Origin of the sequence: Pseudomonas sp. RIT-PI-q, from assembly GCF_001297125.1 — a bacterium.
In the GTDB taxonomy this organism is placed as follows: domain Bacteria; phylum Pseudomonadota; class Gammaproteobacteria; order Pseudomonadales; family Pseudomonadaceae; genus Aquipseudomonas.
This window is the reverse complement of sequence record NZ_LHPC01000024.1, coordinates 26,711-49,049: the sequence shown is the minus strand read 5'-3', so window position 1 is coordinate 49,049 and position 22,339 is coordinate 26,711. Positions and strand designations below refer to the sequence as shown.

General features: G+C 59.8%; 26 protein-coding genes and 2 pseudogenes. 14 read left to right on the top strand and 14 right to left on the bottom strand.

The features are described 5' to 3' along the window. A pseudogene (locus AEQ67_RS34910) lies at positions 1-166 on the bottom strand (IS5/IS1182 family transposase); the annotation flags it as partial. Positions 167-901: 735 nt separating this feature from the next. On the opposite strand from AEQ67_RS34910, the gene AEQ67_RS09675 reads away from it, so the two are divergent. After that, positions 902-1,210, top strand: a complete 309-nt coding sequence (locus tag AEQ67_RS09675; protein ID WP_059403662.1) for a hypothetical protein — start codon at positions 902-904, stop codon at positions 1,208-1,210. 3 nt (positions 1,211-1,213) lie between these two features. On the opposite strand, the gene greB is transcribed toward AEQ67_RS09675, so the two are convergent. The 3 genes from greB to AEQ67_RS09660 are packed head-to-tail and all read right to left on the bottom strand — an operon-like array spanning position 1,214 to position 4,937. Further along, positions 1,214-1,711: a transcription elongation factor GreB gene (greB, locus tag AEQ67_RS09670; RefSeq protein WP_059403661.1), complete on the bottom strand. Its 498-nt coding sequence runs from the start codon at positions 1,709-1,711 to the stop codon at positions 1,214-1,216. 38 nt (positions 1,712-1,749) lie between these two features. Beyond that, positions 1,750-4,254, bottom strand: a complete 2,505-nt coding sequence (locus AEQ67_RS09665) for an ABC transporter permease (protein ID WP_059403660.1) — start codon at positions 4,252-4,254, stop codon at positions 1,750-1,752. Then, entirely contained in the window at positions 4,254-4,937 is a 684-nt protein-coding gene (locus AEQ67_RS09660; protein ID WP_059403659.1) for an ABC transporter ATP-binding protein, read from the bottom strand. Before AEQ67_RS09660 ends, AEQ67_RS09665 begins: the two co-directional genes overlap by 1 nt. 10 nt (positions 4,938-4,947) lie before the next feature. Here AEQ67_RS09660 and AEQ67_RS09655 point away from each other — a divergent pair, with 10 nt between their 5' ends. The 3 genes from AEQ67_RS09655 to AEQ67_RS09645 all read left to right on the top strand — a co-directional run bounded on the left by AEQ67_RS09655 (position 4,948) and on the right by AEQ67_RS09645 (position 6,977). Continuing rightward, positions 4,948-5,553 carry an arylesterase gene (locus AEQ67_RS09655; RefSeq protein ID WP_059403658.1) on the top strand — a complete coding sequence of 202 codons (606 nt, stop codon included), beginning with the start codon at positions 4,948-4,950 and terminating at the stop codon, positions 5,551-5,553. Between the two features lie 56 nt (positions 5,554-5,609). Then, positions 5,610-5,903, top strand: a complete 294-nt coding sequence (locus AEQ67_RS09650) for a hypothetical protein (RefSeq protein ID WP_003226812.1) — start codon at positions 5,610-5,612, stop codon at positions 5,901-5,903. A gap of 102 nt (positions 5,904-6,005) precedes the next feature. Beyond that, a complete protein-coding gene (locus AEQ67_RS09645) occupies positions 6,006-6,977 on the top strand; it encodes a L,D-transpeptidase family protein (RefSeq protein ID WP_059403657.1) in 972 nt (323 codons plus the stop codon). Between the two features lie 122 nt (positions 6,978-7,099). Here the strand turns inward: AEQ67_RS09645 and oprI are convergent, their stop codons facing one another. Beyond that, positions 7,100-7,351 carry an outer membrane lipoprotei OprI gene (gene oprI, locus AEQ67_RS09640; RefSeq protein WP_003199355.1) on the bottom strand — a complete coding sequence of 84 codons (252 nt, stop codon included), beginning with the start codon at positions 7,349-7,351 and terminating at the stop codon, positions 7,100-7,102. A gap of 638 nt (positions 7,352-7,989) precedes the next feature. Here oprI and AEQ67_RS09635 point away from each other — a divergent pair. Continuing rightward, positions 7,990-8,277 carry a GNAT family N-acetyltransferase gene (locus tag AEQ67_RS09635; RefSeq protein ID WP_020800382.1) on the top strand — a complete coding sequence of 96 codons (288 nt, stop codon included), beginning with the start codon at positions 7,990-7,992 and terminating at the stop codon, positions 8,275-8,277. 63 nt (positions 8,278-8,340) lie between these two features. Here the strand turns inward: AEQ67_RS09635 and AEQ67_RS09630 are convergent, their stop codons facing one another. Both AEQ67_RS09630 and AEQ67_RS09625 read right to left on the bottom strand, forming a co-directional pair. Next, the gene (locus AEQ67_RS09630; RefSeq protein WP_059403656.1) at positions 8,341-9,417 is read right to left on the bottom strand and encodes a 3-deoxy-7-phosphoheptulonate synthase; all 1,077 of its coding nucleotides are present in this window, start codon (positions 9,415-9,417) and stop codon (positions 8,341-8,343) included. Positions 9,418-9,578: 161 nt separating this feature from the next. Further along, positions 9,579-10,022 (bottom strand): PilZ domain-containing protein, encoded by a 444-nt coding sequence (locus tag AEQ67_RS09625; RefSeq protein WP_059403655.1) that lies wholly within the window; start codon positions 10,020-10,022, stop codon positions 9,579-9,581. On the opposite strand from AEQ67_RS09625, the pseudogene AEQ67_RS09620 reads away from it, so the two are divergent. The 5 genes and pseudogenes from AEQ67_RS09620 to cysB all read left to right on the top strand — a co-directional run bounded on the left by AEQ67_RS09620 (position 10,021) and on the right by cysB (position 14,000). Continuing rightward, positions 10,021-10,405 (top strand): annotated as a pseudogene (locus tag AEQ67_RS09620) (thioredoxin). The gene AEQ67_RS09625 and the pseudogene AEQ67_RS09620 sit on opposite strands and share 2 nt — an antisense overlap. Continuing rightward, positions 10,402-11,358, top strand: a complete 957-nt coding sequence (locus tag AEQ67_RS09615) for a putative 2-dehydropantoate 2-reductase (RefSeq protein WP_059403654.1) — start codon at positions 10,402-10,404, stop codon at positions 11,356-11,358. The pseudogene AEQ67_RS09620 and the gene AEQ67_RS09615 overlap by 4 nt, the downstream one beginning before the upstream one ends. Positions 11,359-11,383: 25 nt before the next feature. Further along, the gene (locus tag AEQ67_RS09610) at positions 11,384-12,289 is read left to right on the top strand and encodes a 5'-nucleotidase (protein ID WP_059403653.1); all 906 of its coding nucleotides are present in this window, start codon (positions 11,384-11,386) and stop codon (positions 12,287-12,289) included. Between the two features lie 95 nt (positions 12,290-12,384). After that, complete coding sequence (locus AEQ67_RS09605) at positions 12,385-12,888, top strand: universal stress protein (protein ID WP_059403652.1); 504 nt, start codon at positions 12,385-12,387, stop codon at positions 12,886-12,888. A 137-nt stretch (positions 12,889-13,025) separates the two neighbouring features. Continuing rightward, complete coding sequence (cysB, locus tag AEQ67_RS09600) at positions 13,026-14,000, top strand: HTH-type transcriptional regulator CysB (RefSeq protein WP_008148549.1); 975 nt, start codon at positions 13,026-13,028, stop codon at positions 13,998-14,000. A gap of 8 nt (positions 14,001-14,008) precedes the next feature. Here the strand turns inward: cysB and AEQ67_RS09595 are convergent, their stop codons facing one another. Both AEQ67_RS09595 and AEQ67_RS09590 read right to left on the bottom strand, forming a co-directional pair. Then, entirely contained in the window at positions 14,009-14,491 is a 483-nt protein-coding gene (locus AEQ67_RS09595) for a GreA/GreB family elongation factor (RefSeq protein WP_059403651.1), read from the bottom strand. Between the two features lie 2 nt (positions 14,492-14,493). Continuing rightward, positions 14,494-14,904: a hypothetical protein gene (locus AEQ67_RS09590; protein ID WP_059403650.1), complete on the bottom strand. Its 411-nt coding sequence runs from the start codon at positions 14,902-14,904 to the stop codon at positions 14,494-14,496. A gap of 124 nt (positions 14,905-15,028) precedes the next feature. Between AEQ67_RS09590 and earP the strand changes: the two genes are divergently transcribed. Together earP and AEQ67_RS09580 are read left to right on the top strand one after the other, a co-directional pair. Next, complete coding sequence (gene earP / locus AEQ67_RS09585; protein WP_059403649.1) at positions 15,029-16,171, top strand: elongation factor P maturation arginine rhamnosyltransferase EarP; 1,143 nt, start codon at positions 15,029-15,031, stop codon at positions 16,169-16,171. Between the two features lie 48 nt (positions 16,172-16,219). Continuing rightward, positions 16,220-16,789: an elongation factor P gene (locus AEQ67_RS09580; RefSeq protein WP_007943632.1), complete on the top strand. Its 570-nt coding sequence runs from the start codon at positions 16,220-16,222 to the stop codon at positions 16,787-16,789. 204 nt (positions 16,790-16,993) lie between these two features. Here AEQ67_RS09580 and AEQ67_RS09575 read toward each other — a convergent pair whose 3' ends face one another. The 4 genes from AEQ67_RS09575 to AEQ67_RS09560 all read right to left on the bottom strand — a co-directional run bounded on the left by AEQ67_RS09575 (position 16,994) and on the right by AEQ67_RS09560 (position 20,274). Then, positions 16,994-18,010, bottom strand: coding sequence for an alpha/beta hydrolase (locus AEQ67_RS09575; protein ID WP_059403648.1), 1,017 nt, complete (start codon positions 18,008-18,010; stop codon positions 16,994-16,996). A 32-nt stretch (positions 18,011-18,042) separates the two neighbouring features. After that, positions 18,043-18,462, bottom strand: a complete 420-nt coding sequence (locus tag AEQ67_RS09570; RefSeq protein WP_059403647.1) for an organic hydroperoxide resistance protein — start codon at positions 18,460-18,462, stop codon at positions 18,043-18,045. 325 nt (positions 18,463-18,787) lie between these two features. Beyond that, the gene (locus tag AEQ67_RS09565) at positions 18,788-19,249 is read right to left on the bottom strand and encodes a MarR family winged helix-turn-helix transcriptional regulator (protein WP_059403663.1); all 462 of its coding nucleotides are present in this window, start codon (positions 19,247-19,249) and stop codon (positions 18,788-18,790) included. Between the two features lie 68 nt (positions 19,250-19,317). Further along, the gene (locus AEQ67_RS09560; protein ID WP_059403646.1) at positions 19,318-20,274 is read right to left on the bottom strand and encodes a LysR family transcriptional regulator; all 957 of its coding nucleotides are present in this window, start codon (positions 20,272-20,274) and stop codon (positions 19,318-19,320) included. Positions 20,275-20,384: 110 nt separating this feature from the next. On the opposite strand from AEQ67_RS09560, the gene AEQ67_RS09555 reads away from it, so the two are divergent. Beyond that, a complete protein-coding gene (locus AEQ67_RS09555; protein ID WP_082377809.1) occupies positions 20,385-21,134 on the top strand; it encodes a sulfite exporter TauE/SafE family protein in 750 nt (249 codons plus the stop codon). Here AEQ67_RS09555 and AEQ67_RS09550 read toward each other — a convergent pair. Then, complete coding sequence (locus tag AEQ67_RS09550) at positions 21,124-21,978, bottom strand: LysR substrate-binding domain-containing protein (RefSeq protein ID WP_059403644.1); 855 nt, start codon at positions 21,976-21,978, stop codon at positions 21,124-21,126. The two genes, AEQ67_RS09555 and AEQ67_RS09550, sit on opposite strands and share 11 nt — an antisense overlap. Positions 21,979-22,073: 95 nt before the next feature. Here AEQ67_RS09550 and AEQ67_RS09545 point away from each other — a divergent pair, with 95 nt between their 5' ends. Then, positions 22,074-22,289, top strand: a complete 216-nt coding sequence (locus AEQ67_RS09545; protein WP_059403643.1) for a DUF1127 domain-containing protein — start codon at positions 22,074-22,076, stop codon at positions 22,287-22,289. Positions 22,290-22,339: the final 50 nt, after the last annotated feature.

Below are 22,339 nucleotides of genomic sequence, written 5' to 3'. Positions count from 1 at the left end.
CCGTTTCAGCCGGAACAGCGCTTTCAAAACCCAAGGTGATAAGGTCGAGCTCATCCACGAAGACATCGACAACACGCACCGGATTGGTGTCGCTGACGTAATCGTCCAGGCTCTCGGGGAGCAAGGTACTTTGACCTCGATGTTCACCTTGGATGAAGCGTTTCATGGGCGACCCTTGCGATAAATTCTGGGAAATCATAGCAAGGGTTTGTTTCCACGTTTTTGCACACTCTGGGCCGGGGGCGGCTACCGCGGCATCCTTGCCGCGGTGCCCCCTGCGCAACGCCTGCGTTCGGCCTCTGGGAAAGGGGCGGCAGATCTGAAGCCAAAGCAAAGCAACGGCAAGATCAAAAGCGAACGCAGCGTCTGAAATCGCCGCCCCCTGTAGGAGCGAGCTTGCTCGCGATGGACCCACAGGCACCGCGTTTATCCTGTTAAAACGCGTCATCGTTGACGTTCTTCGCGAGCAAGCTCGCTCCTACAGGGGAATGCGTATTCCCCAATCAGGCCGGCCTCCAGGCCGCCGTGTTTTTGATTTTGATGCACCGCACCCTCGAGAGGCCGAATGGCGGGGCAAGAGCCCTTGGTTACTTGGGGCTCGTCCAAGTGACTCGCCGTAAGGGCGAAACCAATAGCAGCCATCACCCAAATAACGGATATACACCCAAATCAAACAGCCCCGCCGCACAGGCCTTTTTGTTAACCGCAATTCTTGACACTGTCCAGTCAGCTTCTCTAGGATGTTGCCCATGCGCCGATTTAAACAGCTACTTGCGGGGCGCCAGGTAACTCATCCAGTTACCGATAGAAGCTTGCAGCAAGCTTCGAAATACCGCTAAAGCGCTGGTTCGGTGTTGCCTCTCACCTGCCATGCAGACTTTTGAGGCAGAGACACGACACAATGAATGCACTAAGCCCCGTTATACGTCCCGCGCCGATCACGGCACATCTCACCCAGCGCAATCCAAAGATCCTGCTTGGCGGCAAACATCAGCCAACGCTCTTGCGTTATCTCGATGGCTGGCCACGTCGTACCGGTGGACCTGCCGCGTTCCTGATCCAGTTTGTCGAAGACGGCGAATCCCTGGCACGATTTGCCAGCGACAGCTTCGATCTGGCGGTGATTCAATCACCGAGTCTCGAAGACGCCCCCGAAGTGATCAAACAACTGACCCGCGTTGCCCGGCAGGGACTGATTACCCGCCGTTAAGGTTCAGGGATAGTCAATCGCCACGATGTACACGCACTGCTCACCATCAGGTGTCTGGACCCGGACTTCAGCGTCGAGCGCCTTGCCGATCAGTGCGCGTGCCAGTGGGGAGTCGATGCTGATCAGGCCCAGTTTCAAGTCCAGCTCGTCCGGCCCGACGATGCGATAGCGCGACTCTTTGCCGTCCTCGTTTTCGATCGTGACCCAGGCACCAAAATAGACCTTGTTTGGATCGCTGGGCTTTTCGCTGACAACCTTGAGCGCTTCCAGCCGCTTGGTGAGAAAACGCACGCGACTGTCGATCTCGCGCAGCATCTTTTTGCCATAGGTGTATTCGGCATTTTCCGAGCGATCGCCCTGTGCCGCAGCCTCGCTGACTGACTGCGTCACTTGCGGTCGCCGAACATGCCAGAGTTCATGAAACTCGGCTCGCATCCGCGCTTCCCCCTCGGGGGTGATCAGCGCGGTGCCGGCGGGGCGGGGAGGGCGATAACGGCTCATGACAGCTTCTTGTGGTTAAGTGCTTGTGGCTGAGTCTATCAACCCTCGCGCAGGACTGTCAGGGGGCTGGCGTTCAAGGCGCGGCGGGTGCCGAATACACCGGCTCCGCCGATCAGCACGGCGCCGATCAGCGGCAACACCAACAACCACGGATGCGGATGCCACGGCAGGTCGAAGGCATAACGGTAGAGCACCAGGCTCACCAGTTCCGACCCCAGCGCCGCCAACAGGCCGCTGACCGCGCCGAGCAAACCGAACTCGATTCGCCGGGCCTTGACCAATAACTGCCGCTCGGCCCCCAGCGCGCGTAACAAGGCGCCTTGGCGAATGCGTTCATCGAGCGTTGCTTGCAGACCCGAGAACAACACCGCCATCCCCGCCGCCAACACGAACAACAGCACGTATTCCACCGCCAGGGTGACTTGGGCGAGGATGCTGCGCAGCTGCTCCAGCAAGGCTTCGACTTGCAGAATGGTGACCGCCGGAAAGCTGCGGGACAGGTCGACGATTTGCTGATCATGACCCGCTGCCAGATAGAAACTGGTCAGGTAAGTCGCCGGCAAATCCTTCAACGTGCCGGGCTGGAAGATCATGAAGAAGTTCGGCTGGAAGTTGTCCCAGTTGATCTCCCGCAGGCTGGTGACTTTCGCTTCGCGATTGACCCCGCCGACGGTAAAGACCATGTGATCGCCCAGCTTGAGTTTCAGGCTTTCGGCGACTTTGCCTTCCACCGATACGCCGGGAACCTCATCCGGCGTTTGTTCGGTCCACCAGTTGCCCGCCGTGAGCTTGTTGCCTGCCGGCAGGTCCGCGGCCCAGGTCAGGCTCAGGTCACGCTGGATTGCTCGATCACCGGCCGAATCCTTGCTGACGATTGCTTGCACCGGCTCGCCGTTGATGCTGATCAGTCGCCCCGGCACCACCGGGTAAAGCGGCGCCGATTGCGCCGACAGCTCGATCAAGCGATCGGTGAAGGCCTGTTTGTCGGCGGGCAGGATGTTCAGCGCGAAATAGTTCGGAGCGTTTTTCGGCAACTGGTTCTGCCAGGTGTCCAGCAGCTCGCCGCGCAACAAGGCGATCAACGCCATGGACAGCAGAATCAAGCCGAAGGCCAGGGCTTGGCCCGCCGCCGCCAGCGGGTGGCGCAGCAACTGGCCGAGTCCGAGGCGCCACGGCAAGGAGGCGCGGGCGAGCATCCGGCGCAAACTTTTCAGCAGCAGCAACAGCAAACCACCCAGTACCAGCGCGGCGATCACGCCACCGCCGAGCAGGGCGAAGGTCAGCACCAGGTCCAGGCTCAGGCGCCACATGATCAGCCCGAGCGCGCCCAAGGCTGCGCCGTAGACCATCCAGGTACTGGATGGAATCGGCAGCATGTCCCGGCGCAAAACCCGTAATGGCGGAACGCGACCGAGTGCAGCCAGCGGCGGCAAGGCAAAACCGGCCAGCGCCACCAGCCCGGTGCCGATCCCCGCAATGGCTGGAAACAGACCGCCCGGTGGTACGTCGGTCGGCAGCAAATCATGCAGCAGTGCGAACAGCCCAAGCTGCGCCAGCCAGCCGATGAAGGCACCGCTGATACTGGCGAGCAGTCCGAGCACCGTCAGCTGCAAACTGAACAGGACCATGGTTTCCCGACGGGAAAGTCCCAGGCATCGCAGCAATGCACTGGCATCGAAGCGGCGGGGGGCGAAGCGCGGCGCCGACAAGGCCACCGCCCCACCGGCCAGCAGAACCGCCACCAGACTGGCCATATTCAAGTAGCGCTCGGCCTTGCCCAAGGCACCGCCGATCTGTCGGTTGCCGTCGCGGGCATCCTGAATACGTTGGTTGGGCGCCAGCCCGGGTTTGATCAGTTGACGATAGGTTTCCAGCGACTCGGCTTTGCCCCGCCAGAGTTCGCGGTAACTGACCCGACTGCCGGGTTGCACCACGCCAGTCGCGGCGAGGTCACTGAGGTTGATCAGCACTCGCGGTGTCAGGCTGTAGAAATTGCCTGCGCGGTCCGGTTCGTAGGTCAGCACTCGCGCCAGTCTCAGGGTGCGCAGGCCGACGTCGATGCTGTCGCCGATCTTCAAGTCCAGCGCAGTCAGCAACCGCGCTTCAACCCAGGCTTCGCCGGGCTTCGGTCCGCCGCCGGATTCTTCCGGGGCGAAGGGCGCGGGGGCGCTTTTCAGTTCGCCGCGCAAGGGGTAGACATCATCGGCAGCCTTGATGCTGGACAGCTGGATGCCGTTGTCGGTGGCGATGACGCTGGAAAATTCCACCACCTGCGCATGTTCGAGGCCCAGCTCGGTGCCGCTCTTTATCTGCTCGGGCCGCGCCGGCGAGCTGCCTTCGAGCAACAGGTCGGCACCGAGAAACTCAGTGGCGCGCAACATCATGGCGCCGTTCAGGCGGGCGCCGAAGTAACCGATGGCGGTACTCGCCGCCACAGCCACCAGCAAGGCGAAAAACAACACGCGCAACTCACCGGCGCGGGCATCGCGCAGTAATTGGCGGATGGCGAGACTGAACAGGCGCAACAGCGGCAGGCGTGCCATCAAGGCTCCAGAGGGGCGACCAGCAGGCCGGCTTCAAGGCGGATCAGGCGCCGACAGCGATGTGCCAGGCGTTCGTCGTGGGTCACCAGCACTAGGGTCGTGCCGCGTTCCTGGTTGAGTTCGAACAGCAAGTCGCTGATGCGCTCGCCGGTGTGGCTGTCGAGGTTGCCAGTGGGTTCGTCGGCGAACAGCACATCGGGTTCGGCGGCAAAGGCTCGAGCAATCGCCACGCGCTGCTGCTCACCGCCCGAGAGCTGGCGCGGCGAGTGAGTCAGGCGCTGGCCGAGGCCCACCCGTTGCAGCAACTCGGTGGCGCGCTCACGCGCATCTTTGCGGCCATCGAGTTCCAGCGGCAGCATGACGTTTTCCAGGGCATTAAGACTGTCGAGCAACTGGAAGGATTGAAAAACGAAACCCACATGCTCGGCGCGGATGCGCGCCCGTTGGTCTTCGTCGAGATTGCTCAGGGCCTGGCCGGCGAGGGTGGCTTCGCCGCTGCTCGGCAGGTCAAGGCCGGCGAGCAGGCCGAGGAGGGTGGATTTGCCGGAACCGGAGGCGCCGACGATGGCCAGGCTGTCGCCCTTGTTCAGTTCCAGGCTGAGTTCGTGCAGGATAGTCAGTTCACCTTCCGCGCTGGGGACCACTTTGCTGAGGTTCTTCGCGGTGAGAATACTTGCGCCCATGGAGAATCCGATGCGTGTGTGGTTTTTGAGTGCTGGCCTGGCCTTGATGTGCATGGCCCAGAACGCAGCGGCGGGTACTGTCCTGATCGTTGGCGATAGTATCAGCGCCGGTTTCGGCCTGGATACCCGCTTGGGGTGGGTGTCGCTGCTCGAGCAACGGCTCAAGCGCGAAGGTTTCGACGATAAAGTGGTCAACGCGTCCATCAGCGGCGACACCAGTGCCGGAGGCCAGGCGCGCCTGCCAGCGCTGCTTGCAGAGCATAAGCCGGAACTGGTGATCCTCGAATTGGGCGGCAACGACGGGCTGCGTGGATTGCTGCCAACACAATTGCAACAAAACCTTGCAGCGATGATCGACAGCTCCCGCGCCAGTGGCGCAAAAGTGCTGCTGCTGGGCATGCAATTGCCACCCAATTATGGCGTGCGTTACACCGAGGCTTTTGCGAAGGTCTACACCAACGTCGCGAGCGAGAAAAACATCCCGCTGGTGCCGTTTTTTCTCGATGGCGTGGGCGGCCATCCGGACTTGATGCAGGCCGATGGCTTGCACCCGGCTGCCGGGGCTCAGGACAAGTTGCTGGAAAATGTCTGGCCGACACTGAAACCGCTGCTTTGACGCTTTTCTCGTGGCGGTGTTTCGGCTAAGGTGGCGCCCCCGATTTGGAGCCCCCGATGCCGCGTCCCGCCTGGTCACTTTTTGCCTATCAACTGATCGAGCCTGACGAACAGCTGGATCTGTTCGCCTGCCAGGAAGTGCGGGTACATCTGGTGACCCGTCAACTGGAGCTGGGTGGCTCGGCGGACCGGACCTTGTGCGGCAGCCTGTTGCCCGCACAGCCGCGCTGGTCGAGCGTCGACCGCAGAGTGTTCCAGGACCAGCGCCTGTGTTCGCTGTGCCGGGCCATTCTGGAATCGCAAAAACGCGGCACATCGCCGATCTGGCCGGAGCTGCGCTTCGAGCTTTAGAGTGATAAAGATAGCTGGCTATCGGCCAACTCCCCGAAATTCCGGACGCCGGTGTACAATCCCGTTTTTATACCCTTGTCGATCATGCGAAGGATTTTCCGGATGTTGCCGCGTTTTCCTGCCGTCACCCGCTGCCTGACTCTTGCCGCCCTCTGTGTGGCCGGTCCCGCTTCAGCATTGGAGCTGCCTCTGCCACCGCCCGGTGAAGACATCATCGGCCAGGTGCAGGTCATCAAGGCCAAGTACGAAGATACCTTCGCTGACCTTGGCACCACCTACGATCTGGGTTATTCGGAAATGGTCGCGGCCAACCCGGGCGTCGACGCCTGGCTGCCGGGCGCCGGCACCGAAATCATTCTGCCGACGCGCTTTATTTTGCCGCCGGGCCCGCGTGAAGGCATCGTGATCAACCTGGCTGAGTACCGTCTCTATTACTACCCGAAAGGCCGGAACGTGGTGTACACCTTCCCGCTGGGCATCGGTCGTGAGGGTTGGGGGTCGCCGATCGCCCACACCACCATCACCGCCAAAACGCCGAACCCGACCTGGACCCCTCCAGCGTCGATCAAGGCCGAGCACGCCGCCGATGGTGACCCGTTGCCGAATGTGGTGCCAGCCGGCCCGGATAACCCGCTGGGGCCGTTCAAGTTCAGCCTGGGCACACCGGGCTACCTGATCCATGGCTCGAACAAAAAGTTCGGCATCGGCATGCGCACCAGCCACGGCTGCTTCCGGATGTTCAACAACAACGTACTGGAAATGGCCAGCATGGTGCCGGTGGGTACGTCGGTGCGGATCATCAACGACCCGTACAAGTTTGGCGTGAGTGGCGGCAAGGTGTATCTCGAAGCGCACACGCCGCTGGATGACAACGGCAACCCGTCGGTGGTCGACAAGCACACCGCGGTGATCAACGCGATGCTCAAGCGTGAAGACATCACCAACAACTTGCGCATGAACTGGGACGTGGTGCGCGACGTGGTCGCCGCTGAAGATGGCCTGCCGGTGGAAATCGCCGTGCCGAATACATCCGCGACGATGGTGACGAGCGCGCCGATCGACCCGCTGCAGTAACGCTTGAAAAAGCCCGCCGACGCTGACCGCGCCGGCGGGTTTTTTATTGCCTGTACCAAACCCCGGGCAATAAAAAAGCCGACCCAAGAATGGGTCGGCTTGATAATAATCCCGAAGGACTATTACTTGCGGCTAGCTTTGTCCAGCATGCGCAGAGCACGCTCGTTAGCTTCGTCAGCAGTCTGTTGTGCTTTTTGAGCAGCAGCCAGAGCTTCATCAGCTTTACGGTAAGCTTCGTCTGCACGAGCCTGGGAGCGAGCAGCTGCGTCTTCAGTAGCTGTCAGACGTGCTTCGGTTTCTTTCGATGCGCTGCTGCAACCGGTAGCCAGAACTGCGGCCAGAGCCAGAGCAGAGAATTTCAGAACGTTGTTCATCGTGTTCCCCTTCAAGGACTTTCTATTAAGTAGCTGTCTCCTCAGAGTGAGGAAATAGCCGGCGTACATACTACCCATTACTTGTCGTAAGTAAACTGACGTAAAGCAAGAAGCAAAAAAAATTGTAGGCGTTGATTCTTTTTCGAGCAACTTTTAACTGCATTGTTTAAAAAATATCCAGCTGGGAGGCCCGAGCTGAGCGAGCCGGGAAAGAAAAGTTCCCAGCGCTCGCTAGTCTTTTCGCCATCTTGGCTAAAGTCTGTCTATATGGATTCGTCTACACTTTTGTTCGGATTTCGTGCGACGCCTCTCATATCTTTCTCCATGTTCAGGTGACTTTAACAAAGGGCGCTCGTCTTAAGTCTCAACATCCGGCAATGTTCAGGCTATCGACCTTCAGCTACATTGGGTCGAGCCTACCCTGCGTAACCCGGAGCAGCACCCGCCCACCCGCGTGATGACGAGCGTATCTTGAGCATTTTTGCCAATGGTGCCTACTATTTGATACGTGCTCGGTTGCGCGAGATCGGTGCAGCTCTTCTCGGTGTCCATTCAGGCACGAGGTGGCGTAGATGTTCCTTCGCCGGAAAAACATCGGTAAGGTAGGGGTCAGAATTCAAGACCCGCGAGGAGTAGTGATGAGCGAGGCGTTGTCCATCCACCATGACCAGGCTGGTCATCAGTTCGAGACCAATGTGGACGGTCATCGTGCCTACCTGACCTATATGGATCTGGGGAAACAGACCCTGGATATCTATCGCACGTTTGTGCCCAATGCACTGCGGGGGCGCGGCATCGCCGCGGCATTGACCGAGCAGGCGCTGCAGTACGCCGAGGAAATGGGCTACACCGTCATTCCATCGTGCTCCTACGTGGAGCGCTACATGGAGCGTCATCAGCGGCACGCTGCGAAACTGAGCCAGTAAACGCTGCGCATAAAAAAACGCCGGGTTAAGCCCGGCGTTTTTTTGTGCCCGAAAAAAGAACGATCAGCTGCGATCGCGTTTCGGCAGCACGTCCTTGAGCTTGGCGTGCATGCTGCGCAAGGTGTTTTCGGTCGCGGACCAATCGATGCAGGCATCGGTGATCGACACGCCGTATTGCAGGTCGGCGAGGTCTTTCGGGATCGACTGGCAGCCCCAGTTCAGGTGGCTTTCAACCATCAGGCCGATGATCGACTTGTTGCCTTCGAGGATCTGGTTGGCGACGTTCTCCATCACCAGCGGTTGCAGGGCCGGGTCCTTGTTGGAGTTGGCGTGGCTGCAATCGACCATGATGTTCGGCTTGATCTTCGCTTTGTTCAGCGCTTGCTCGCAGAGCGCGACGCTGACCGAATCGTAGTTCGGCTTGCCGTTGCCACCGCGCAGCACCACGTGACCGTAGGCGTTGCCCTTGGTGGTGACGATCGACACGCCACCTTCCTGGTTGATGCCCAGGAAACGGTGCGGGCTGGAAACCGACTGCAAGGCGTTGATCGCCACGGTCAGGCCGCCGTCGGTGCCGTTCTTGAAGCCGACCGCCGAAGACAGGCCGGACGCCATTTCACGGTGAGTCTGGGATTCGGTGGTGCGTGCGCCGATGGCCGACCAGCTGATCAGGTCCTGCAGGTACTGCGGGGAGATCGGGTCGAGGGCTTCGGTCGCGGTTGGCAGGCCCATTTCGGCCAGGTCCAGCAGCAGCTGGCGGCCAATGTGCAGGCCGTCCTGAATCTTGAACGAGTCGTCCAGGTACGGGTCGTTGATCAAACCTTTCCAGCCGACTGTGGTGCGTGGCTTCTCGAAATACACGCGCATGACCAGATACAAGGTATCGGACACTTCCGCCGCGAGGGCTTTCAAGCGCTCGGCGTATTCGTGGGCGGCCTTGATGTCGTGGATCGAGCAAGGCCCGATAACCACGAACAGCCGGTGGTCGGTGCCATCAAGAATGTTGCGAATGACTTCGCGACCCTTGGTGACGGTGCGCAGGGCAGCGTCGCTCAGAGGGATATCACGCTTGAGCTGATCAGGAGTGATCAGCGTCTCGTTGGAGGCGACGTTTAGGTCGTTGATCGGTAAATCAGCCATCGTTTACTCGTCAGGTCACGGGTGCCGGCCGCCAGCGAACCCGCGCGGCGGAGCACAGCAAATTAAGCGCGTCGGGGAGCAGAACCTTAGCGCGTTACACCGTGGCTAGACAATGGGCAGACACCGGTTTAAGGGCCAATCGCAACAATTGAGAACGCCCTTTAATCCAGCACCGCCTGCGCGAATGCCCTGCGAACCGTCTCGTGAGAGAACTCGTCGGCATGCTGCTGGACCCATTCGAGGGCCAGGGCCTGAGTTTCCTGCAGGTCATCGTGCGCGTCATGCAGGCGACAGTAACGCTCGATCTGAACCACCTGTTCACCCATTCGCGCACTGAACATCATCTGCTCGTCAACAAACGCAATGCCCACCAGATAACCGCGCTTGCGTCGCAAACACCAGGCCACATAGCCCAGAAAACGCAGGTCGGGGTTCAACGTCGGCATGCGCACTTCCAGCGCCGTACCGTGGCGCCAGGCGCGGTGGTAATTGCAAGCCATGCCCCCGAGGCTGATAGTGTGCAGCTGTTGCCGGGAAATACACTCGGGTTTGAGCAACGTTAATTCAACGGGCACATCGTCAGGGTGAGGAATAAAACGTCCCATGAACACGGACTCCATGTGTCGGCCATCTGACATTGTTTCCCCCAGTATAGTGGTCGAATTGGAACTGACCGATTTCGACGCCGACCAGCGGCTGCTGGCGATGAGCGGTGTGTCGCTGGTGATTTTCACCAGCGTCGGCTGTGCCAGTTGCCGTTTTGCCCGTGAGCAATTGCCACGGCTCGATCTGCAGGTCGATCGACTGTGCTGGATCGACGCCGGGAACAATGGCGGGGTGGGCGGGCGTTATCAGGCTTTCATTTGCCGGCGCTGTTTGGGTGCGCGACGGGGCGGTCTTCGGGGCACTTAAATCGCGCCTGACCAGCACCGAGCTCAATGTGGCCGTGGGTCAGGCACTGAGTCGAATTGCAGAGGAGTTGCCATGATGGGGGCAGTTGCGAAACCGACAATCGGTATTATCGGGACCGGTGCGATCGGCGGGTTCTACGGGTTGATGCTGGCGCGCGCCGGCTTCGACGTGCATTTTCTGTTGCGCAGCGAGTTTTCGGCGGTGGCCGAACGTGGGCTGCAACTCGACAGCGCGGTACACGGCGCGTTGACGTTGAATCCGGTCCAGGCCTATTCGACGGCTGAAGACATGCCGCCCTGCGACTGGCTGCTGGTGGGCGCGAAGACCACCAGTAACGCGGACCTGGCGCCGGTCATCACTCAAGTTGCAGCGCCGAATGCCAAGGTGCTGCTGTTGCAAAATGGCCTGGACGTTGAAGACAGCCTGCGTGATGTGCTTCCTGATTCGCTGCACTTGCTCGGCGGGCTCTGCTTTATCTGTGTCCACCGCGAGGGCCCCGGCGTGATTACCCATCAGGCGCTCGGCGCGGTGAATGTCGGCTATCACAGCGGCCCCGCAAGCGATGAGCAGGCGCGCGGGGCGATTGTCGAGGAGGGTGCCGGACTGTTCCGCGCCGCCGGCATCGACTCCCAGGCGATGCCGAACCTGCACCAGGCGCGCTGGCAAAAACTGGTCTGGAATATCCCTTACAACGGTCTGTCGGTGCTGCTCGGGGCCAGCACCACGCCGTTGATGGCCGATGCCGACAGCCGGGAGCTGATCAAGGCGCTGATGGCCGAAGTGGTTCAGGGGGCCAAGGCCTGCGGTCATGACATGCCGGCCGGTTATGCCGACCATCTGTTCATGGAGACCGAGAAGATGCCCGACTACTGGCCGAGCATGTACCACGATTTCTTGCACAAGCGTCCGCTGGAGCTGGCCGCGATTTACGCCCGGCCATTGGCGGCGGCCAAAGCGGCCGGGTGCGAGTTGCCGCGCATCGAAGCCTTGTATCGCAGTTTGAGTTTTATCGATCGACGTAACACTTGAGTCGATCAACCTGAGGGGGAAGGGCATGGCAAAGACTATCGACGACAAGCTGGTGCTGGCGATTTCGTCACGCGCGCTGTTCGACTTGAGCGAAAGCCACAAGGTCTATCTGTCGAGTGGCGTCGAAGCCTATCGGCAATATCAAATCGAACACGAAGACGAAATCCTCGAACCCGGCGACGCTTTTCCGTTGGTGCAAAAACTCCTCAACCTGAACACCAGCCTCGGCCGCGCCCGGGTCGAGGTGATCCTGGTGTCGCGCAACAGTGCCGACACCGGTCTGCGGGTGTTCAACTCGATTCACCACTATGGGCTGGCGATTTCCCGTGCGGCGTTTGTCGGCGGGCGCAGTCCGTATCCGTACCTCAAGGCCTTTGGCTGCGACCTGTTTCTCTCCACCCATGCCGAAGACGTGCGCAGCGCACTGGATGCCGGATTCGCCGCGGCGACCATTCTGTCCGGGGGCGCCAGCCGCGCGGCCAGCGATGAATTGCGCATTGCCTTTGACGGCGACGCGGTGCTGTTTTCCGACGAATCCGAGCGGGTTTATCAGGCCGGTGGCCTGGAAGCGTTTCAGGCCAGCGAGCGTGAAGCTGCCCGCGAGCCGTTGCGTGGAGGCCCGTTCAAAGGCTTTCTGGCGGCCCTCAATTTGTTGCAGCGCGAGTTCCCGGATGACGCCTGTCCGATCCGCACCGCGCTGGTGACGGCGCGATCGGCGCCGGCCCATGAGCGGGTGATTCGCACCTTGCGCGAGTGGGATATTCGTCTGGATGAGTCGCTGTTTCTCGGCGGCCTGACCAAGTCGGCCTTCCTCGAAGCCTTTGCCGCCGACGTGTTTTTCGATGACCAGGCCGGCCATTGCGAATTGGCCCGCGAAGTCGTCGCCACCGGTCACGTACCGCATGGCATAAGCAACGAGCAAAAGGTTTAAGCCCGCCGTTCAACGCGTTACGCGGTCCGTCGTACTCGCCAAGGCACTGCTAAGCTGAATCAATCTCCGCCATTGTTGGCACTCGAGGAGGTCATATGATTCGTTCGATGCTGTATGCCACTGACCTCGGCCTGTACGCACCTTTAGTGATGCAGCATGCCCTGGCACTGGCTCGGACATTCAATGCCGACCTGTATGTGGTGCATGCGGTTGAGCCCATGGGATTGTTTGCCGAGTCAGTACTTCAAAGTTACCTCGACGAGCAGGCGCTGAATGAGTTTCACAGTCAGGGCCTGAACACCGTCATTGCCAATATCGAGCAGCGGGTGCTCGACAGCTTTCGTGAAGAACTGGGGGACGAGGGCGCGCAGGATCTGGAGCGGATACAAGCGGTGCGGGTGCTTCAGGGCGATCCGTCGCAGGTGATTCTCGAGCAGGCGCAGAAACTCTCGGTGGATTTGTTGATCGTAGGTAGTCATAGCCATGGTGCTGGCGCGGATACGCCCTTGGGCCGGACCGCCGCGCGGGTGTTGCAGTTGGCGAGAGTGCCGGTCTATCTGGTGCCGCTGGTGGAACGCCGTCGCCAAGGGGATCGTTAGCGTCCTGCCTCGCCAATACACCCGAGCACGAATAGTGGCGGTTTGATAAAAAAGTTCTAGATTTATTCTTCAAACCATTAATATAGTTATATACCGTCGCTGATGCCCGTGGCGTCTACCTGCTTTGAGGGATTCATATGAAGCTTCAACAATTGCGCTACATCTGGGAAGTGGCGCACCACGACCTCAACGTTTCCGCTACAGCCCAAAGCCTTTACACCTCGCAACCGGGCATCAGTAAACAGATCCGACTGCTGGAAGACGAACTGGGCGTCGAGGTCTTCGCCCGCAGCGGCAAGCACCTGACCCGCGTCACCCCGGCCGGCGAGCGCATCATCACCACCGCCGGCGAGATCCTGCGCAAAGTTGAAAGCATCAAGCAGATCGCCCAGGAATTCTCCAACGAGAAGAAAGGCACCCTGTCGATCGCCACCACGCACACCCAGGCGCGTTATGCGTTGCCACCGGTGATCAGCAATTTCATCAAGCAATACCCGGACGTCGCCCTGCACATGCACCAGGGTTCGCCGATGCAAATCGCCGAAATGGCCGCTGACGGCACCGTGGATTTCGCCATCGCCACCGAAGCCCTGGAGCTGTTCGGTGATCTGGTGATGATGCCGTGCTATCGCTGGAACCGCTGCGTGGTCGTGCCTCAGGGGCACCCGCTGACCAAGCTGTCGAAGCTGACCCTCGAAGCCCTCGCTGAATACCCGATCGTGACGTACGTGTTCGGTTTCACCGGCCGTTCGAAGCTCGACGAAGCCTTCAGCCACCGCGGCCTGACCCCGAAAGTGGTGTTCACCGCCGCCGACGCCGACGTCATCAAGACGTACGTTCGCCTGGGCCTGGGTGTGGGCATCGTGGCGAAGATGGCGGTCGATGCCAAACTCGACAGCGACCTGGTGATGCTCGATGCCAGCGATTTGTTCGAATCGAGCATTACCAAAATCGGTTTCCGTCGTGGCACCTTCCTGCGTGGCTTCATGTGCGACTTCATCGAGAAGTTTGCCCCGCACCTGACCCGCGAAGTGATGGCCAAGGCCATCCAGTGCCACAACAAGCAGGAGTTGGAAGAACTGTTCGACGGCGTCGAACTGCCGGTCCACTAACGTCCTGTCTAGACCACCTCGGTGACAGCAAACTGTTGCCGAGCGCCCGCCACCAGAATCTCCACTTCGTCCCCTTCGAACTTGCCCAGCAGGCTTTTGCCCAGCGGCGAGCGAGGGGTGATGACGGTGATCAATTGCCCCACCAGATCGACCTTCAACCCGGCCGCATCCGGGGCCAGAAACAGCCATTGCTCACGACCTTTTTCGTCTTCCAGGCCGAGCAGGGCGCCTACTTCGATGCCACGCTGATCGTCATATGGGCGCAGGCTCAGGTTCTGGCACAGCGTCAGTGAGTGTCTGATTTCTTCTACCCGTTTGGCTTGGCCAGCGGCCAGATAAGACGCCTCCAGTCCAAGGGTGTCGTACTTGTTTTCGGCGATGTTTTCTTCGTGGGTTGCGGTTTCGTAAGCGGTTTGCGCGGCCCGTTCGGCGATGTCGAGATCGACGCGCAGTTTGTCGAGAATCAATTGGTGAACGATTTGCTTATTCATGATCAATCGCAGAATTGCAGGACATTGGCGCGGCTTTTTTCGCTCGGGGCAGTCTGGTCCTGTTGCAACCAGAACTGGCATTTAGGGTTCGACAGGTTGCGACTCGTGCTGCGGGCCTGATCGAGGCGTTGCTGCTGCTCGTTCTTGCGCAGGTTCTGTTCGTATTGTTCGAAAATCGGGCTCTGCGGCGGAAGGTCCGGCACCGGTTGCACCACCACTGGCGGTTTGGCCAGTTGCTCCACCGCCGCCGCTACTGGCGCCAGTTGCTCGCTGAACAACAGGCGAGAGGCGAGCCAGCAGGTCAACGCGATGGCAATAAACCCCAGCCACATACCCAGGGCAATACTGCCGGTCAGTTGCACGGCACTGAGCTGGATCGGCAAGGGGCGGCGCGGGTTTGGACGGTAGGGCATGGCTGCCTCCTGGCGGGTGGTCGCGGGCAAGTGGCGATTGTCGCATGAAGATTAATCGCCGTCGGCTCTTCTGCACGGGGTAATTTATGCGGACAATCGGCGCCTTTGCCAACGGGAGCCTGGAATGCCTGAATTGAAAACCCGCTGGGATATTTTTTGCACGGTGGTCGATAACTTTGGCGACATCGGTGTGACCTGGCGTCTGGCCCGACAACTGGTGGCCGAACACTCAGTGGTGGTGCGCTTGTGGGTCGATGATCTGCGAGCTTTCGAGCGCATGTGCCCTGAAATCGACATCCACGCTTCACAGCAGTGGCAGCAGGGCGTCGAAGTGCGTCAGTGGACCGCCGACTGGCAACCCACCGAAGCCGCCGATGTGGTGATCGCCGCATTCGCCTGCCAGTTGCCGAGTGCCTATATGGACGCCATGGCCGAACGGGCAAAGCCGCCACTGTGGATGAACCTGGACTACCTGAGTGCCGAGGACTGGATCATCGGCTGTCATGGTTTGCCGTCGGTGAAGTACAAAAGCGTACAGAAGTTCTTTTTCTTTCCGGGGTTCCAGAAGGGCACCGGAGGCTTGCTGCGTGAGCGCGGATTGCTGGAACGGCGTCGGCAGTTTCAGCAAAGCCCGGAAGCCCAGCGAGCATTCCTGCAAGGTCTGGGGATTGATCGCGCGCTGGGTGCGCAATTGATCTCATTGTTTGCCTATGAAAATACCGGGCTGGCCAGTTGGCTCGACGCCATGGCAACCGACGCGACGCCCACTCATCTGTTAGTGCCGGAAGGTCGGGTGCTTGGGGATGTCGAGCGCTGGCTCGGGGTGGACGGTCTGGCCGCCGGTGCCGTGCATGTGCGTGACGCCTTGACCGTGCAAGTCCTGCCGTTCGTCCGACAGGACCAGTATGACCTGCTGCTCTGGAGCTGCGATTTCAACGCCGTACGCGGTGAAGATTCCTTTGTCCGCGCCCAATGGGCAGGCCGCCCGCTGCTCTGGCACATCTATCAGCAGGAAGAAGATGTGCATCTGGACAAGCTTGAAGCGTTCATGGCGCTCTACGTAAAAGGCCTTTCGGCACCAGCCTGCGAGGCGATCAGCGGTCTATGGCGGGCGTGGAATGCCGGCGACAATATGGCCGGGCACTGGCAATCAACCCGAAAACACTGGCCGGAACTGCAAAAGCATGCCGAAGCGTGGTGTCTGGAACAGGCCTTGCAGGCCGATCTTGCCGCAGCGCTGGTACAGTTTTATGTAAATTGGATATGATACGCGGCCTAGATTTTTGTAAATCCCATCCAAATTCGGATATTCGCAATGAAAACTGGTAAAGAACTGAAACCCGGTACAGTGATCCGTCTCGAAAACGATCCTTGGCTGGTTCAGAAAGCTGAATTCACCAAGTCCGGTCGTAACAGCGCGATCATGAAGACCAAGCTGAAAAACCTGCTGACCGGTTACAAGACCGAGATCGTTTACAGCGCCGACGACAAACTGGACGACGTAATCCTCGACCGCAAAGAAGCGACTCTGTCCTTCATCAGCGGCGACACCTACACGTTCATGGACACCACCGACTACACCATGTACGAACTGAACGCTGAAGACATCGAAGCCGTTCTGCCTTTCGTTGAAGAAGGCATGACCGATGTTTGCGAAGCGATCTTCTTCGAAGAGCGTCTGGTTTCCGTCGAACTGCCGACCACTATCGTGCGTCAGGTTGACTACACCGAAGGTTCCGCTCGCGGCGACACTTCCGGCAAGGTGATGAAGCCTGCCAAACTGAAGAACGGTACTGAGCTGTCGGTTGCTGACTTCATCGAAATCGGCGACATGATCGAAATCGATACCCGCGAAGGCGGTTCCTACAAAGGCCGTGCTAAATAAGCACAGCTTCAGGAATGAAAAAGCCCGACCATTGAGTCGGGCTTTTTTATGCCTGTCGCACATGCACGGGCCGATGCGCGACCGGTGCACAACCCGATCCCCTGTAGGAGCGAGGCTTGCCCGCGAAGGCGATGCATCATCCAACATTGATGTCGTCTGACACGGCGCCTTCGCGGGCAAGCCTCGCTCCTACAGGGGGCGGTGTTATTTCTTCAGGTGTTGCTTGAGCTCTTCGGACGCTTGCAGCATCGCAGAGCGTACTTCCGGCACCTGACTCACCACGTTGAGCAAACCGTAGTCGTGAATCATGCCGTTGTAGCGAACGGACGTGACCGGCACACCGGCCTGGTCGAGTTTACGGGCGTAGGCTTCACCCTCATCACGCAGTACGTCGTTGCCGGCGGTCTGCACCAGGGCCGGTGGCAAGCCCTTGAGTTGCGCCGTGGTGGCCCGCAATGGCGAGGCGTAGATCTCGTTACGCTGCTTGGCGTCGGTGGTGTAGTTATCCCAGAACCACTTCATTGCATTTTTCGTGAGGAAGTGCCCCTCGGCAAACTGGTTGTAAGACGCCGTTTCAAAGTTTGCATCCGTCACCGGCCACAGCAATACCTGGAACTTGATCGCCGGTGTGCCTTTGTCTTTGGCCATCAGCGCAACCACGGCCGCCATGTTGCCGCCGACGCTGTTACCGGCCACGGCCAGACGCTTGCCATCGACGTTGATTTCTTTCCCGTGCTCAGCCACCCATTGGGTCGCGGCATACGCCTGGTTGATCGCCACCGGGTAATGCGCTTCCGGCGACGGCGTGTAATTGACGAACACCGCCGCCGCACCCGAACCCACCACCAAGTCCCGAACCAGACGTTCGTGAGTCGGGAAATCCCCCAGCACCCAGCCGCCGCCGTGGAAAAACATGAACACCGGCAGCTCGCCCTTGACCCCGGCCGGCCGGACAATGGTCAGGCTCAGCGGTTGGCCGTCGACTTGAATGGTCTTCTGGCTGACATCGGCTTTTGGCAGCGTCAGCTTCACCCCGGCTTGAGCGCCCACCAGGACGGCGCGGGCATCTTTCGGGCTGAGCTGCTCAAGCGGCTTGCCGGTGCCCGCATTCAACACATCAAGAAACGCCTGGGTGTTGTGTTCAACCCCATCGCCTGCAAACGCGTTGCCGATGGATAAGGCGAGAAGAGTACCGGTCAAGACTTTGCTGAAAGTGTTCATGTTCGTTTCCTGTTCGGCCTGGTAATCAGCGGTTAGACGGTAACGTGCAGACGCACATCGACGTTGCCACGGGTGGCGTTGGAGTACGGGCAGACCTGGTGGGCAGCGTCGACCAGGCTTTGCGCATCGGCTTGTTCAAGGCCGGGCAGGCTGACGTGCAGGTCGATGTCCAGACCGAAACCGCCAGGGATCTGGCCGATACCGACATGGGCGGTGATCGAGGCATCGTTCGGGATGGTGCGTTTGGTCTGGCTGGCAACGAACTTCAGCGCGCCGATGAAGCAGGCGGAGTAGCCGGCTGCGAACAGCTGCTCAGGGTTGGTTGCTGCGCCGCCAGCACCGCCGAGTTCTTTCGGGGTGGCGAGTTTGACGTCGAGGATGTTGTCGCTGGAAACCGCACGGCCGTCACGGCCGCCAGTGGAGGTTGCGATTGCGGTGTAGAGAGTTTGCATGATGTAAGCCTCGTTTGGATTGTGCTGTTATGCGCTAAATGCTTGCGCGCTAAGTAAGTGCGAGATAAATGTAGCTCGTGAATATTTTGCGCGCAAGATAAATTTTGAAAAAAGTTTGGCGAGGGCCCATGCAGGGTTAAGCGAACAGGTGTGAGAGTGCCGGACTAGAGCCAGTTGGGGGGAGCGAGTGGAGACGGTAAAAAACACCGAAACCCCTGTAGGAGCAAGCTTGCTCGCGATGGCGATATATCAGCCAACACAGTGCTGAATGTCACACCTCATCGCGAGCAAGCTTGCTCCTACAGGGACCATTGGGACTGGAAAGTCAGAGACTGTCCTGGAGGTGGCTACGCAGCTCTTGCAGCTCCGCTTGCAGTTTGTTCAGTCTCTCCAGGGTCATCCCGCTGGCGCCGAGGATACACTGGGGGATATCCCGCGCCTTTTCCCGCAAGGCGCGGCCCTGTTCGGTGAGTTCGACAATCACCACCCGCTCGTCTTCGCGGCTGCGGGTGCGGCTGATCAAACCTTCGACCTCCAGGCGTTTGAGCAATGGCGTCATAGAGCCGGGATCGGTCAGCAGTCGCGTGCTGATTTCACCTACGGTCAAACCATCCTGTTCCCACAACACCATCATCGCCAGGTATTGCGGGTAGGTCAGCCCCAGCGCTTGCAACAGCGGTTTGTAGACCTTGGTCATCATCAGCGAAGTGGAATGCAGAGCGAAGCAGGCCTGATTATCCAGCAGCAGGTGGTCGCAGTTATCCGGGATGTTGCGCTCGGTAGTCATTTGGAAGCCTTGATCAGTGATCGTCATGAATCTAGCGGACGAATCTTTAACGCGCCAGATAATTCTGCCTAGTGGCGATCCAGCGTGTTTTGCAGCGCCAGATCCCACGGCGGGATCGGACTGAAGCGGGTTTTCAGGTATTCCAGCAACAAGCGGCTGCGGGAATTGGGTTGTTGCTCCAGGCGCAGCGCGTAAATGCCGGTGCTTTCCGGTGGTGGCAGGCCGTTTTCGCAGAACAGCGGCAGCAGTTCGCCGCGCAGCAGGTACTCGCTGGCCAGCCAGGTCGGCAAGTGTGCAATACCCAATCCGGCCAATGCACCGCAGACCAGCGCCTCGGCATTATTGGCGCTCATGCGGATGCGCGCCGGACGGTGCAAATGCATCTGCCCATCCCGTTCGAAGCGCCAGGCGAACGGCGGGGCCAGACCCTCCCAATCGAGGCCATCGTGTTCCATCAGCTGCGCCGGATCGGTCGGCACGCCACGATGTTTCAGGTAGTCAGGACTGGCGCAGGCAATGCGCACCATGCTCGCCAGCGGTGTGGCCACCAGCCGGGTATCGGCCATTTGCCCGGCGCGCAGCACCAGATCGACCTTGCCCAGATTCAGCCCCTGCATGTCGACAAAACTGTCGATCAGGTGCAATTGCACGTCGAGGCCAGGGTAAAGCATCAGAAAATCAGCAATCACCGGTGCCAGGTGCCGCCGCCCGAAGGCTGCGGGTGCATCGATCCGGATCAAGCCTTCCGGCGCACTGCTCAACGACACCGCTTCAGCCCGAGCCAGCCGCAGTTCCGCGACGATGCGCCGCGCACGCTCGGCAAATGCCAACCCTGCCGGTGTCGCGCGCACCGCGTGGGTGCTGCGGATGAACAATTGGCTGCCGACGGCGTTTTCCAGGCTGTCGATGCGCCGCGCCACCGCCGAAGGGGTCAGTGGATGACGGCGGGACGCGGCGGAAAAACTGCCGGTTTCCAGCACGTCGAGGAACAGGCCCAGTTGTTCTGTCAGTTGATTGGGGTTCATGGTTTGTCGCTGCTTATGCGAAGTAGGCACAGCCATTGTGCGTTGCTGTGCGTTTCCGTGCCAGAGCCGACTGCGTAGGATGAATCGCCTGACGTGAGGGGAATTCGCCTGTGATTGAGTTGTTGATGTATTTGGTCTTTGGCGCTGCCCTGGGAACCCTGGGCGGAATATTTGGCATTGGTGGTGGCCTGATCGCGATCCCGCTGCTGGGCGTGCTCTTCGGCCTCGATCAGCAAATTGCCCAAGGCACGGCACTGGTGATGGTAGTGCCCAACGTCATGCTGGCGCTGTGGCGTTATCACCAGCGCAACCGGATCGAAATGCGCCATGCGCTGCCGCTGGCCTCCATGGGTTTCTGCTTCGCGTGGATCGGTTCGATCTGGGCGGTGGGCATTGATGCGCAGACCATGCGCGTCGGATTTGTCGCGTTCCTGATCGCGCTGTCGGCCTACAACCTGGCGCGCATGTTCTGCGCGAATTCGCCTGCTTCTACGCAGATGAATTACTCGTGGCCATGGCTGGGCGTGCTCGGCGCGGCATCTGGCACCATGGGCGGGTTGTTTGGCGTGGGTGGGGCGGTGGTGGCGACGCCGGTGCTGACCAGCCTGTTCGGCACCACTCAGGTGGTTGCGCAAGGATTGTCGCTGGCGCTGGCATTGCCCAGCACGGGCGTCACGCTCGTCACTTATGCCGTGCACCATCAGGTGGACTGGATGATCGGCGTGCCCTTGGCGGTCGGCGGTCTGATGAGCATCAGTTGGGGCGTGAGGATTGCCCACGCCATGCCGGAGCGGCTGCTGCGCGGGCTGTTTTGTGGCTTCCTGGTGTTCTGTGCGGTGACACTCGCGTTTAAAGTTTGAAGCCTTCGACGATGTGTTCGGCCAGGCACTCGGTGATCGGCGACGGGTTGTGCAGGTTACGCACCAGCATGATGCTGGCCTCGGGCAGGATCGGCAGATCCTCGGCCTCACCAAGGATGCGCATGTCCGGGGTGACCAGGCTTTCCAGTTGCGCGGTCACCGCCAGGCCGGCGCTGACCACGGCCATGATCGCCGACAGGCTGTCGCTGTTATACGCCACGCGGTAATCGCGACCCATGGCATCGAGGGCGTTGCAGGCCCATAATCTGCAGAAGCAATCACTGTTGAACATTGCCAGCGGCAACGGGGTTTGTTCGTGGGCGCTGTAGCATTGCGCCTCGGCCCAGACAAAGCGCTCTGTGCGCAGCAACTGGCCAATTTCGTTGCCCGGCTCGCGGGTGACGATGGACAAGTCCAGGTCCTGGCGCATCAGCAATTGCTTGGACGATTCGCAGTGCACCTCGATCTGGATCAGCGGATACGACTGCGCAAATCGTCGCAGAATCCCCGGCAGAAAACGCATCACATAATCGTCGGGGGTGCCAATGCGCACCATGCCGACCATGTGCGGTTCGCGCAGGGTATTGAACACTTCACTGTGCAGCTTGAGGATGCGCCGGGCGTAACCCAGCAGCACCTGGCCCTCGGCCGTCAGGCGCACTTGTCGTCCGTCGCGCTGGAACAATTGGCGCTGCAACACATCCTCTTCCAGTCGCTTCATCTGCATGCTCACAGCCGACTGGGTGCGATTGACCAGTTCGCCAGCCCGGGTAAAACCGCCCTGGTCGGCGATGGCGACAAAGGTGCGCAGCACTTCGGTGTCGATACTTGGGAAGGCGGACATTCATCAATCTCCGAGATATGTGACATCAGAAACATTCGTTGGATTGATCTTAGCCCCGGGGCGAGACTGGAGCTATCCAAACGGAGGGCAACAAGATGAAAGGTCAACATCAACATCCAGCAGTAGAAAAACACTCCATCCACCTGGTATCCGATCTGCTGCACAAATTCAGTCGCTGGTACGAACTTCACCGGGAGCGCGAGCTGTTGGCGAGTTTGAGCGACGAAGCATTGAAAGATATCGGCATGAGCCGTGCGGACGTGGAGTTCGAGTCGGTCAAACCCTTCTGGAATGATCCGATGCATAAATGATGATTCCGATGCTACACAAACCCCTTACCGGTGAGGTAGGTTGCGAGCAG